We start from the raw sequence: 12,478 nt of genomic DNA, 5'->3' as shown, positions 1-12,478 counted from the left end.
CTATTTAGCGCGCCTTTGTCATAGTGAGGCCTGGCAATGGAGGCGTTTATGGACTCGCTTGAGCACCAGTTACTTGAGGTCAACGACATCACGCTGAGCCTTTACAGCAGTGGACCTGCGCATGGCCGACCGGTGTGGTTGCTGCATGGCTTTCCCGAGTGCTGGCATTCCTGGCGGCAGCAGATCGCCCCGTTAGCCGCGGCCGGTTACCGGGTGTTGATTCCGGAAATGCGCGGCTATGGGCAAAGCAGTGCGCCGCGCGAGGCCTCGGCCTATGACCTGATTAGCGTGTGTGGCGATATCCAGGCGGCGATGGACAGCCTGGGGCAGCCTGAGGCCTGTGTGGTCGGGCATGATTGGGGCGCGCCGATAGCCTGGCACCTGGCGCTGCTTGAGCCGCAGCGGGTCAAGGCAGTGGTTGGCATGGCGGTGCCCTTCGGTGGGCGCCCTAAACAGCCGGCGATCGATATCATCCGTCAACTGTATGCCGAGCGTTTTCACTACATCCTGCACTTCCAGCAGCCCGGAGTGGCGGAGCTGGAGATGGATGCGGACATCCCGCGCACCCTGCGCATGATGATGCACAACACCTCGGCCGCCGTACCCAAGGATTTCTTCCTGCAAGACAAGCCGGCTGGCGCCTCACTGTTTGCCGGCATGCAAGACCCTCTGACGCTGCCGGCCTGGTGTGATCAGCAGGCATTCGACCAGTACCTGAAAACCTTCGCCGGCCGCGGTTTTTACGGCGCGCTTAACTGGTACCGCAATTTCGAGCGCAACTGGCAGCGCACCGAGTCATTGGCCGCGCGTCAGATCGAGCAACCGGCACTGTTTCTGCTCGGCGATAAGGACCCGGTCGGCACATTGGAGGCCTATACCCTGCAACAGATGCCCAGGCGTGTGCCGCATCTGGAGCAACACCTACTGAGCGAGTGCGGACACTGGATCCAGAATGAGCAGGCCAAGCGGGTTAACCAGCATCTGCTGGATTTTTTCAGCCGGCATTACCCTGCGTGAGCCCAGCAAAGCCCCTAGAATGGAGTTTTCTGCAGCAGGAGTCGGCAGGCGATGGAACAGCAGGGGCTGCTGAAAAGCTGGAACGATGACAAGGGCTTCGGTTTTATTCAGCCGCAACACGGCGGGGCGCAGGTGTTCGCGCATATCTCGGCCATGCGCGGCGACAGACGTCCTGTATCCGGTGACCGGGTGTTGTATATCGCCAGCCAGGACGGCCAGGGTCGCTTGCGCGCCGAGCACGTGCGGGTGGCGGGCGGCTTGGCCCTCGATCAGCCGGCGATTCGGGTTAAGCCGAGGTCTGCGCCATCGCCAGCTGATGGCGCGAACCCCAACAAGGCACCGCGCAAGCGTGCGTCATCAGGCCCGATTCAATACCTTGGCCTGAAACTGACGCTGTTTGCCGGGCTGTGCAGCTTGCCGCTGCTGGGTTCAGTTCAGCTGCTGGGCTGGGGTTTTATGTGGCCTTTGCTGGCCTACGCCTCAGTCAGTTCGATCAGTTTCATGCAGTACTGGCAGGACAAACGCAGTGCTTTATGCGGTCGCTGGCGAACGCCGGAAAATGCCATGCATCTGGTCGAGCTGCTCGGGGGGTGGCCGGGTGCCTTGCTGGCTCAGCAGTGCTTTCGGCATAAAACCCGCAAAGTTACCTATCAACTGCTGTTCTGGGCGATCGTCGTGGTGCATCAGGTTTTCTGGCTCGACTGGTTGCTGCTGGACGGTGCCAATTTTGGCGATGTTCTGCGCGCGCTCATGCCCCGTTAAGGCCGTCAGAGATCGAGCAGCAAACCCGGTTGCAGGCGCTTCGGTAGCTTGCGTACCACCAGTTGGTGGGAGCGGGTGAGTAGCTCGCGCAGTTCATTGTCAGCAATGGGCAGGTGTGCGCAGTTCATGCTGATCCAATGCGCCCGCGCCAGATAGGGCGCAGGGCGGATACCGGGACGGTCGACAAAGCCCAGAAACAAATCGCTGTCGACTTTAAAGGCCAGCTCATGACCGAGGAAGTTGAGGATGGCGAACATCTTGTTGCCGGCCACGGAGAACACCTGGTTGTTACCCCATTTGAAGTCCTCGCGCGCCCCGGGCAGTTGCAGGCAAAAGTCCGCTATGTCGTGTTGCTTCATCTGCATTCAACCTAGCTGCGGGTTCTCTAGCTCACTTAGTAGAGCATAGGCCTGGATATTAGTTATCAGCGGGCTTGAACGGCCGGTTTGGGGGTTCGGTTTAGCGGTGATCTGCGCGTGCGTCGCCGGCAGCCTGTCGCGTCTGCGGATGAGCATAGCCGCACTTGGGATGCGGCTTAGTCGAGGCGCTTGTGCACGCGAGCCACGGCCACGCCAAGCATCAGCAGGGTGAACAGCAGCAGGGCGGCCAGCGCCGGCCAGAGTTCGGCGAGCCCGGCGCCGCGCAGCATGATGCCGCGCACCAGGCGCAGAAAATGCGTCAACGGCAGGAGCTCGGCCAGCCACTGCGCGGCTTTCGGCATGCCGGCGAAGGGGAACATGAAGCCGGACAGGAGAATCTGCGGCAGAAAGGTGAAGAAGGCCATCTGCATGGCCTGGAACTGGCTGCGCGCCAGGGTTGAGATAAATACCCCGAGCGCCAGGCTGGCGCAGATGAACACCAGCGACGCCAGGTACAACTCGCTCAGCGAGCCGCGCAGGGGCACGGCGAACAGCAGCTTACCGAGCAATAGCACCACGCTGACCTGTACCAGGCCGATGGCGGCGAACGGCAAGAGTTTGCCCAGGGTCAGTTCCCAGGGCGACACCGGCGTGGCGATCAGCATCTCCAGGTTGCCATGTTCGCGCTCGCGCACCAGGGCGGTGGCGGTGAACAGCACCATGGTCATGGTCAGGATCACGCCGATCAGCCCCGGCACGGTATTGACCGGGGCCAGGCGCTGCGGGTTGTACAGGTTGAGCACTTCGATTCGTCCGCTGCGACTGGTGTCGTCGCCCGGTAGCGGGAAGGCCGCCAGCTGGCGGGCCGAGGCCTGCACCACCTGATCGGAGCCATCGACGACGATCTGCAACACCGAGCGCTCATTGCGTTCCAGGCGTGCCTCGAAATCGCTCGGCACCACCAGGGCGGCGCTGATCTTGCCTTGGCGCAATAGGGTGTTCAGTTCTTCCGGGCTGCTCAGTTGGTAACGCAGGTTGAGCACCTGGCTGGCACCCAGCTCGGCGATCAGTTCGCGCGAGCGTGCGCTATTGGCCTGATCGAGCACGGCGGCGTCGAGGTGGCGCACATCCATATTGATGGCGTAACCGAACAGCACCAGCTGCAGGGTTGGAATGCCGATGATCATGGCGAAGGTCAGGCGGTCGCGCCGCAGCTGGCGTAGCTCCTTGAGCACGATCGAACCCAGTCGGCGCAGGTTCATGGGTGGTCCCCTGACGAATGGGGGGGGCGTTGGGTGGCGCTGACGAAGACGTCCTCCAGGTTGGCCGTGGTCGTAGCGACCTGCGCTTGAATGCCAGCGGCGCGCAGGCGTTGCTGGATCAGTTCGACCGCTGCCGCGTCGCTGGCCTGCACGGGGGCTGCCAGTACCCGCAGCGAATTGCCAATCTGGGTCAGGGCGAGCACTCCAGAGGTGCCCTGCAACACTTGTTGGGCCTGGCGCGGCTGAGCGCATTCGACCAGTAACGGACTGCCTGGCAACGCCGCCATCAACTCGCTGGGGCTGCCGTCGGCGACCAGGCGGCCCTGGTCGAGGATGCCCAGACGGGTACAGCGCTCGGCCTCGTCCATGTAGTGGGTGGAGACCAGAAGCGTGGTGCCCGCGTCGGCCAACTCGAACAGCGAATCCCAAAACTCGCGACGCGATTGCGGGTCAACCGCGCTGGTCGGCTCATCCAACAGTAGCAAGTCGGGTTTGTGCAGCACCGCGCCGGCCAGGGCCAGACGCTGCTTTTGCCCGCCACTGAGGGTGCCGGCCAGTTGCCGGCGGCGATCGGCCAGCCAGTAGCGCTCGAGCAGCTCGGCGATACGCTGGCGCGCCTGCTGCCGTCCGAGGCCTTGCACGGCGGCGAGAAACTCCAGGTTTTCGCCGACTGTCAGGTCGTCGTACAGCGAGAATTTCTGCGTCATATAGCCGATGCGACGCTTCAGCGCCTCGGCATCGCGGGGGATCTGATAACCCAGCACCTCGATGCTGCCGGCACTAGGTAGTAGCAGGCCGCATAGCATGCGGATGGTGGTGGATTTGCCCGAGCCGTTTGGCCCGAGAAAACCGAACACCTCGGCGCGGCGAACCTGCAGGTCGAGCTGGTCGACCGCGATCAGATCGCCGAAACGCTTGCTCAGGCCTTGGGCCTGGATCACCGTTTCAGCGCTGCTCATGGTCAACCCGCTCGGCGCGTAGCGGCAACCCGGCCGGTAACTGCTGTGCTTCCTCTCCTTCCAGTAACAGTTCAGCGCGGTAGCTCAGGCGGCTAGCATCGTCGCCGACCAGGGCGAAATAGGGGGTGAAGCTGGCTTCACTTGCGATGCTGCGCACATGCGCGCTAAAAGGCTGTTCGATGCCCTCGACGCGTACCTGCAAACGGTCGCCGATGGCCAGTTCGGCGCGTTGTGAGGCCGGCACGTAGACCCGGGCATAGGGCGCTTCGCCGACCAGCAGGCTGACCAGGGTGGCGCCTTGCGGTGGCTGGTCGCCAGGCTTGAAGGGCAGCGCATCGACCCGCCCGGCGCGCGGTGCGCGTACATTTAGGCGTTGCCGGTTGAGCTGCTGCAGGTGCAGCGCGGCACGTGCCGTGGCCAGCGCGGCGCTGGCCTGTTCGAGCTGTTCAGGACGGGTGCCATTGGTCAGTTCGCGCAGCTGCGCCGCCGCGCTGTTCTGTTCGGCGCGGGCCTGATCGCGGGTAGCACGGGCCCGGTCCAGCTCGGCCAGGGCGGCGAGGTCGCGACCTTGCAAGGTGACGATGCGCTGATACTGGCGTTCGCTTTCGATGAGCTTTGCGCGAGTGCTCGCCAGTACGGCTTGGGCGGCCTCGATGCTTTCCAGGCGAGCGCCGTTGCTCAGCTCGCGCAGCCGCGCGCTGGCCAGTTCGACCTCGGCCTGACTCTGGGCCACGCGGGCATCCTGCCGGCGTGGGTCGAGTTCCACTAGCAGGGTACCCGCCGCGACTCTGTCGCCTTCGGCCACGGCCCAGCGCAGGACCGGCTCCGAGGCCTCGGCCGGCAGTGCCAGGCGATCCCACTCCAGGGTGCCGGGCAGCACGTCGGACGCCGGCTGATTACAGCCGGCGAGGAGTAGCAAGACTAAGCTGAACAGGCAGTGATCAAGGCGCACGGGGAGTCTCCAGGCCGCGCTCGAGCAGGACGAGGGTATGGCGGGCCAGCGCCTCGTCGTCCAGCTCGGGGGCATCGAACAGGCCACGCCAGATCGGCGCGGCGGCATAGGGGAAGAGGGTCAGGCCGATCAGCGAGACCACCAGCAAGCGTGGCTCTAGATCGGGGTTGAGGGCGCCGCGCCGTTGCGCAGCGGCGAAGCGCTCGGCCAGCAGGTGCGGAATCAGTGGCCCGACGCGGCTCATCAGCAGTTCGCGCAGGCCGCCGCCTTCGCACAGCACTTCCCGCACCCACAGTGACGGTAGCCAGGGATGCGCCTGGACGATCCGACGCATGCCTTGGATAAAGCCGCCGATCAGCTCGATGGGCTCGTCGCCGATCTGGCGCAATCCCTGAGCGAGGTTCGTCAGCAACGGTAGCAGGCGTTCCTCGACGACTGCGGCGAGCAACTTTGCCTTGTTACCGAAGTAGTAGTTGACCAAGGCAGGCGTGACTCCGGCCTCGCTGGCAATGCCGCGCAGGCTGCTGGCGGCGATGCCTTTATGGGAAAAGGCGTTGAGGGCGGAGTCGAGCAGGCGCTCGCGCTGCGCTGCGGTGTCGCCACCGGGGCGTCCGGGTGTGCGCGAAAGCGCTGGGCGAGGTGTTTTTTTGTTGGTGGCCATAAATTAAATTTAAATACAAATTTAATTTAACTGCAAGCCTCGCCTGTTCTGCGTTCAGCAGCCTGCTTGGTGCATAGGGTGTGGGGCGCAAACCGTCCGTTGGGCGGGCCAGGAGTTGCGCAGAAGCCTGGCGACCGAGCGGAGCGGGTCGCCAGGCGGGCAGGACTCAGCGCGTGCCGAGGAAATCGCGCTTGCCGATCTCAACACCGTTATGCCGCAGGATGGCGTAGGCGGTGGTGAGGTGGAAATAGAAGTTGGGCATCACGTGATCGAGCAGAAAGGCCTGGCCCTGGAAGTGGGTTTCCTTGTCGCGGCGCTTCAGGGTCACGGTGCGTTCTTCACTGCCGTCGATCTGCGTTGCGCTTACGCCTTGCAGGAAGGCCAGGGTCTTGGCGATGCGCGCTTGCAGTTCGGCGAAGCTGGTTTCGTCATCGGCGTAGCTGGGCGCCTCGATACCGGCCAGCAGGGCGGCGCCACCTTTCACGCCATCGCAGGCGATTTGCACCTGGCGGCTCAGCGGGAACATATCCGGCGCCAGGCGGGCATTGAGGAACACGCTGGGGTCGATCTTCTTGGCTTCGGCATGGGCTGCAGCCAGGCCGAGAATGGTCGACAGGTTGTTCAGCTGACGGGTAAAGACCGGAATCGAGGCTTGGTACATGGACAGGGACATGATGTTCTCCAGTGATGCGGTGGGTGCTGCTTGGACTGTATGGGTTGGGCAATGTGCGCAGAGCGGACTCGAGCCCATGCTGCGCCTACCTCGGCAACCGCGAATGTTTAACCGATGCTGATCGGTGGCAGCTTGGCCAGTTCCACGGTTTGCTGTTTGCGTGGCGCGAGGATTTCCGCCTCGCCATCGACCACCAGTTCATCGTGCTGATTGAATACCCGGGTGGCGACCCGCACGCGGAATTTCGGCAGTTTTTCGAGAATCTCCAGACGCACGGTGAGGGTGTCGCCGAGCTTTACCGGCAAGGTGAAGCGCATGGTCTGGCCCAGGTAGATAGTGCCGGGGCCGGGCATTTCGCAGGCGACTGCCGCACTGATCAGCGCGCCGCTGAACATGCCGTGAGCGATGCGCTCCTTGAACATGGTGGTGGCGGCGTATTCGGCATCCAGGTGCACCGGGTTATGGTCACCGGATACTGCGGCGAACAGCTGAATGTCGCGCTCTTCGACGGTCTTGCTGTAACTGGCGGTCTGGCCGACTTCGAGGGCCTCGTAAGGGGTGTTGCTGGTTTGGCTCATGAGTGAATCTCCTGGAGCTGTGAGTGGCGCTGGCGGGGCTGGCGCAATGCCTGCTCCAGCCAGCCGATAAGGTAGGCGGTGACCTCGTCGCGATTGCTTTCGTTGAGCAGTTCGTGACGTGCATCCGGATAGACTTGCAGTTGTACCTGCTTATTGCCGGCTTGGCGCAAGGCGTTGGCCAGGTGCTGCAAACGTTTGCCCTGGCTGACCGGATCACAGGCGCCGCCGATGACCAGCAGTGGCAGGTGGTTGTCGATCTGCGCGAGGTTGTGCACCGGGGTGATCTGCTGCAAGCCAGCGAGCAGGTCGAGCCAGAGTTGATTGCTGCAGCGAAATCCGCAGAGTGGATCGCTGACGTACTTGTCGACTTCCGCAGGGTCGCGACTGAGCCAGTCGAAGGGGCTGCGATTGGGCTTGAAGGCCTTGTTGAACGAGCCGAACGAGAGAAACTCGATCAGCGCACTGCGCCCCTGCGGGCCTTGGCGCCAGCACTCGAGGCGGGCGATCAGGCGCGCCACGCGATACAGCGCCACTGGTTGATAATTGGAACCAGAGAGAATCGTCCCTTGCAAGCTGCTGCTGTGTTGCATCAGATACGCCTGGGCGATGTAGCTGCCCATGCTGTGGCCGAGCAGAAAGATCGGCGTGTGCGGGTGCTGTTGGCGAATATGGTGATTGAGGCAGGCCAGGTCACCCACCACCCGAGCCCAGCCGTCCTGGTCGGCATAATGTCCAAGAGTGCCTTGGTTGGCGGTCTGCCCGTGGCCGCGTTGATCGTGGGCGTACAGCTCATAGCCGGCCGCGACCAATGCTTCACCCAGGCGCGCATAGCGCGCGCTGTGTTCAGCCATGCCGTGGGCCACCATGACCAGCGCTTTCGGCGGCTGCTCGGCGAACCAGCGGTTCACGTAAATAGGCGTCGCATCGCTGCTGTTCAACCAAAATGCATGGTGCTGCATGGCAAGTCCTTAGGCCGGCAAGAGTGCGGCATTGTAGAGCCAGCGGCTGACCTTGTCTCAGCTGAACGGCGTGGTCGAAGATTCACGTGGTCAATGACGGTCCTGCAGTATTTGCGCCCCGCCGCAGAGCTGCTAAGTTCGCCACAGCCACTTTATATGTGGGCAGATACTTTCAGGGTAAGAGGATAAGAACAATGCAGCCTGATTTCTGGAGCGACAAACGCCCGGCCGGCGTGCCCAACGATATCGATCTTGGGGCTTACAAGTCGGTGATCGAGGTGTTCGAGCGCTCGTGCAAGAAATTTGCCGATCGACCGGCATTCAGCAACATGGGCGTGACCCTGACCTATGCCGAGCTGGATCGCTTGTCAGGCGCCTTCGCCGGCTACCTGCAAAAGCACACCAATTTGCAGCCGGGCGAACGTATTGCCGTGCAGATGCCCAACGTCCTGCAATACCCGATTGCCGTGTTCGGGGCGATGCGCGCCGGCCTGATCGTGGTCAATACCAATCCCCTGTACACCGCCCGCGAGATGCGCCATCAGTTCAAGGACGCCGGCGTGCGCGCGCTGGTCTACCTGAACATGTTCGGCAAGCTGGTGCAGGATGTACTGCCGGATACCGAGATTGATTACCTGATCGAAGCCCGCATGGGCGACATGCTGCCGAGCCTCAAAGGCTGGCTGGTCAACAGCGTGGTGAAGAAGGTCAAGAAAATGGTGCCGGACTACCACCTGCCGCAGGCGGTGCCGTTCAAGCAGGCGCTCAAACAGGGCCATGGCCACGACCTCAAGCCGCTCACGGTCGGCCATGACGACATCGCCGTGCTGCAGTACACCGGCGGCACCACGGGGGTGGCCAAGGGCGCGATGCTGACCCACGGCAATCTGGTGGCGAACATGCTGCAGATCGATGCCTGCATGTCGCAGCTGGGCGACGACGGGACCCCGCTGATGAAGCAGGGCCAGGAAATCATGATTGCGCCGCTGCCGCTGTACCATATCTATGCCTTTACCGCGAACTGCATGTGCATGATGGTCAACGGTAATCTCAGTGTGCTGATTACCAACCCGCGCGATATTTCCGGCTTCGTCAAGGAGCTGGGCAAGTGGCGGTTCTCCGCACTGCTGGGTCTCAATACCCTGTTTGTCGCGTTGATGGATCATCCCGAGTTCAAGAACTTGGATTTTTCCAAGCTCAAGGTCACCAACTCCGGCGGCACCGCGCTGGTCAAGGCTACCGCCGAGCGTTGGCGGAGCATTACCGGCTGCACGGTAGTAGAAGGCTACGGTCTCACCGAAACCTCGCCGGTGGCTAGCGCCAACCCTTACGGCAGCCAGGCGCGCTTGGGTACGGTAGGTATTCCGGTGCCGGGTACTGCATTCAAGGTGATCGATGATGACGGCAACGAGCAGGCGCTAGGCGAGCGTGGCGAGTTATGCATCAAAGGCCCGCAGGTGATGAAGGGCTACTGGCAGCGCGAGGAAGCCACCGCCGAGGTGCTGGACGCCGACGGCTGGTTCAAGAGCGGTGATATTGCGGTGATCGACCCGGACGGCTACGTGCGCATCGTCGACCGCAAGAAGGACATGATCATCGTCTCCGGCTTCAACGTGTACCCCAATGAAATCGAAGATGTGGTCATGGCCCACCCCAAGGTCGCCAGCTGTGCGGCGATCGGAGTGCCGGACGAGAAGTCTGGCGAGGTGGTCAAACTATTCGTCGTGTCGCGCGATGGCGACCTCAGCGTCGAGGAGCTTAAAGCCTACTGCAAGGAAAACTTCACCGGCTACAAGGTGCCCAAGCACATCGTCTTCAAGGATGCGTTGCCGATGACCCCGGTCGGCAAGATCCTTCGCCGCGAGCTGCGCGATATCGCCTGAATACTGGCCGGTATCGGCCAATCCGTTTCAGGGCTCAAGATGTGACCAGGATAATCATCCTGGTCGACTTTGTGACCGATTAGGTTGTGTTTGGTGCTAGGCGGTCTCTGGCAAAGCTGCTACTCTCGGCCCGCTTTTTGGTCGCCTGACGGTCAAGAATGCTGGCAAACAAACAACAAACAACCGCCTTTGCGCGGTGAAGATTAGCTGTTGCTGAGGAGTGGGTTTCTGTGACCGAAAATTTTTGGAAGGATAAGTATCCCGTTGGGATTGCTACCGAAATCGATCCCGACCAGTACCCGAATATCCAGGCGGTACTGAAACAGTCCTGCCAACGCTTCGCTGACAAGCCGGCTTTTAGCAACCTCGGTAAGACCCTGACCTACGGCGAGCTGTACCAACTGTCTGGCGCCTTCGCGGCTTACCTGCAACAGCATACCGATCTGCAGCCTGGCGATCGCATCGCCGTGCAGCTGCCCAACGTGCTGCAGTATCCAGTAGTGGTATTCGGCGCCATGCGTGCCGGCCTGGTCGTGGTCAACACCAACCCGTTGTACACCGCACGGGAAATGGAACACCAATTCAATGACTCCGGCGCCAAGGCGCTGATTTGCCTGGCCAACATGGCCCACCTGGCCGAACAGGTGGTGCCCAAGACCGGCGTCAAAACGGTCATCGTCACCGAAGTCGGCGACATGCTGCCGCCACTCAAGCGCCTGCTGATCAACAGCGTGGTCAAGTACGTGAAGAAGATGGTGCCGGCCTACAACCTGCCGCGTGCCGTCAAACTGACCGATGCGCTGGCCAAGGGCCGCGGCCAGGCGGTCAAGGAAGTAAACCCGAGCAGTGGCGAGATCGCCGTGCTGCAATACACCGGCGGCACCACCGGGGTCGCCAAGGGCGCCATGTTGACCCACCGTAACCTGGTGGCGAACATGCTCCAGGCTCGGGAGATGATGGCCTCTAATATGAACGAAGGCTGCGAGATCATCGTGGCGCCGCTGCCGCTCTATCATATCTACGCCTTCACCTTTCATTGCATGGCGATGATGCTGATCGGCAACCACAACGTGCTGATCACCAACCCGCGTGATCTGCCGGGCATGGTCAAGGACTTGGCCAAGTACAAGTTCAGCGGTTTCGTGGGTCTCAATACGCTGTTCGTTGCCCTGTGCAACAACGAAGACTTCCAGAAACTGGACTTCTCGTCCCTGAAGATCACCCTGTCCGGCGGTATGGCCTTGCAGCTGGCCACGGCAGAGCGCTGGACGCAGATTACCGGTAGCCCGGTGTGCGAGGGCTTCGGCATGACCGAAACCAGCCCGGTGGCCTCGGTCAATCCGATCCAGCAGATCCAGATCGGCACTATCGGTATTCCAGTGCCCTCGACGCTGTGCAAGGTGATCGACGACGAGGGCAACGAACTGCCGCTCGGCGCGGTGGGCGAGCTGTGCGTCAAGGGCCCGCAGGTGATGAAGGGCTACTGGCAGCGTCAGGATGCCACTGACGAGATACTCACCGCCGATGGTTGGTTGAAGACCGGCGATATTGCGCTGATCCAGGACGACGGCTACATGCGCATCGTCGATCGTAAGAAGGACATGATTCTGGTGTCCGGTTTCAACGTCTACCCGAACGAGCTGGAAGACGTGCTGGCCACGTTGCCGGGTGTACTGCAGTGCGCTGCGGTCGGCGTGCCGGATGAAAAATCCGGTGAAGCGATCAAGCTCTTCGTAGTCGCCAAGCCGGGTGTGACGCTGACCAAGGAGCAGGTCATGGCGCACATGCGCGCCAATGTCACCGGCTACAAGGTGCCGAGAACCGTGGAGTTCCGCGACACCCTGCCGACCACCAACGTAGGCAAGATCCTGCGGCGCGAACTGCGCGATGAAGAGTTGAAGAAAGTCGGCGCAAAGTAAGCAGATCCCGGCTGCACGCAGGCTTTGCCGTAAAATGGGCAGCCCAGAGTCAATGCCAGTTAGCTAAGGCGTTGATTCCGTCGCTCCGGTACTAGAAACAGGCCCATGGTGTTCATGGGCCTGTTTTTTTTGCCCGCGTTGCGCGTTCGCCAGCTGATAGTGCGTGCCAGACCGTGGGTGCAAAAGGGCGCCTGTACGCGACGACACGGCCAGCTGTAGGGTCGGTAGCAAGGTTGGCCATGAGCGTTGAACTATCCGGGTGGGTTAGCCGCCGGCGTAACCCACAGCCGGGATGAATGCGCCGGGGCTGGGTGAAACTGTGGTGAGCCATGCCCATGGCGGGTTACGCCGCTTCGCTGCGTACAACAGCGTCGGCTCACCTCTTCACGGGGACGTAGTCATAAAAAAGGATCTTCGCATTGTCGCGGGGAAGAGAGGATTGACAGTCAGGGATGCAGGTAAATTGGCAGTCGCCAAACACACCAGCCCCTGCA

Annotated in this window: 12 protein-coding genes; 4 read left to right on the top strand and 8 right to left on the bottom strand. The window is 61.9% G+C overall.

Annotated elements, in window-relative coordinates; genetic code table 11:
* Window positions 1-48 precede the first annotated feature (48 nt).
* Together FBY03_RS20605 and FBY03_RS20600 are read left to right on the top strand one after the other, a co-directional pair.
* Window positions 49-1,017: an alpha/beta fold hydrolase gene (locus tag FBY03_RS20605; protein ID WP_147174220.1), complete on the top strand. Its 969-nt coding sequence runs from the start codon at window positions 49-51 to the stop codon at window positions 1,015-1,017.
* A gap of 51 nt (window positions 1,018-1,068) precedes the next feature.
* Window positions 1,069-1,779, top strand: coding sequence for a DUF1294 domain-containing protein (locus FBY03_RS20600; protein ID WP_147174219.1), 711 nt, complete (start codon window positions 1,069-1,071; stop codon window positions 1,777-1,779).
* Between the two features lie 5 nt (window positions 1,780-1,784).
* Here the strand turns inward: FBY03_RS20600 and FBY03_RS20595 are convergent, their stop codons facing one another.
* The 8 genes from FBY03_RS20595 to FBY03_RS20560 form a co-directional block, all read right to left on the bottom strand.
* Window positions 1,785-2,138 carry an MmcQ/YjbR family DNA-binding protein gene (locus FBY03_RS20595; protein ID WP_147174218.1) on the bottom strand — a complete coding sequence of 118 codons (354 nt, stop codon included), beginning with the start codon at window positions 2,136-2,138 and terminating at the stop codon, window positions 1,785-1,787.
* Between the two features lie 176 nt (window positions 2,139-2,314).
* The gene (locus FBY03_RS20590; protein WP_147174217.1) at window positions 2,315-3,400 is read right to left on the bottom strand and encodes an ABC transporter permease; all 1,086 of its coding nucleotides are present in this window, start codon (window positions 3,398-3,400) and stop codon (window positions 2,315-2,317) included.
* Complete coding sequence (locus FBY03_RS20585) at window positions 3,397-4,359, bottom strand: ABC transporter ATP-binding protein (RefSeq protein ID WP_218570809.1); 963 nt, start codon at window positions 4,357-4,359, stop codon at window positions 3,397-3,399. Before FBY03_RS20585 ends, FBY03_RS20590 begins: the two co-directional genes overlap by 4 nt.
* On the bottom strand, window positions 4,346-5,311 hold the full coding sequence (locus FBY03_RS20580; protein ID WP_256678009.1) for an HlyD family secretion protein: 966 nt from the start codon (window positions 5,309-5,311) through the stop codon (window positions 4,346-4,348). Before FBY03_RS20580 ends, FBY03_RS20585 begins: the two co-directional genes overlap by 14 nt.
* A complete protein-coding gene (locus FBY03_RS20575; protein ID WP_147174215.1) occupies window positions 5,301-5,972 on the bottom strand; it encodes a TetR/AcrR family transcriptional regulator in 672 nt (223 codons plus the stop codon). Before FBY03_RS20575 ends, FBY03_RS20580 begins: the two co-directional genes overlap by 11 nt.
* A 166-nt stretch (window positions 5,973-6,138) precedes the next feature.
* Complete coding sequence (locus FBY03_RS20570; protein ID WP_147174214.1) at window positions 6,139-6,645, bottom strand: DUF1993 family protein; 507 nt, start codon at window positions 6,643-6,645, stop codon at window positions 6,139-6,141.
* A 107-nt stretch (window positions 6,646-6,752) separates the two neighbouring features.
* Window positions 6,753-7,223 carry a MaoC family dehydratase gene (locus FBY03_RS20565; protein WP_147174213.1) on the bottom strand — a complete coding sequence of 157 codons (471 nt, stop codon included), beginning with the start codon at window positions 7,221-7,223 and terminating at the stop codon, window positions 6,753-6,755.
* Entirely contained in the window at window positions 7,220-8,182 is a 963-nt protein-coding gene (locus FBY03_RS20560; protein ID WP_147174212.1) for an alpha/beta hydrolase, read from the bottom strand. The genes FBY03_RS20565 and FBY03_RS20560 overlap by 4 nt, the downstream gene beginning before the upstream one ends.
* 194 nt (window positions 8,183-8,376) lie before the next feature.
* Between FBY03_RS20560 and fadD2 the strand changes: the two genes are divergently transcribed.
* A complete protein-coding gene (gene fadD2 / locus FBY03_RS20555) occupies window positions 8,377-10,065 on the top strand; it encodes a long-chain-fatty-acid--CoA ligase FadD2 (RefSeq protein ID WP_147174211.1) in 1,689 nt (562 codons plus the stop codon).
* Between the two features lie 230 nt (window positions 10,066-10,295).
* The gene (gene fadD1, locus FBY03_RS20550) at window positions 10,296-11,984 is read left to right on the top strand and encodes a long-chain-fatty-acid--CoA ligase FadD1 (protein ID WP_147174210.1); all 1,689 of its coding nucleotides are present in this window, start codon (window positions 10,296-10,298) and stop codon (window positions 11,982-11,984) included.
* Window positions 11,985-12,478 lie beyond the last annotated feature (494 nt).

Origin of the sequence: Pseudomonas sp. SJZ079, from assembly GCF_007993865.1 — a bacterium.
GTDB lineage: Bacteria > Pseudomonadota > Gammaproteobacteria > Pseudomonadales > Pseudomonadaceae > Aquipseudomonas.
The sequence above is the reverse complement of the archived record's forward strand: the minus strand, read 5'-3'. Positions and strand labels throughout refer to the sequence as shown.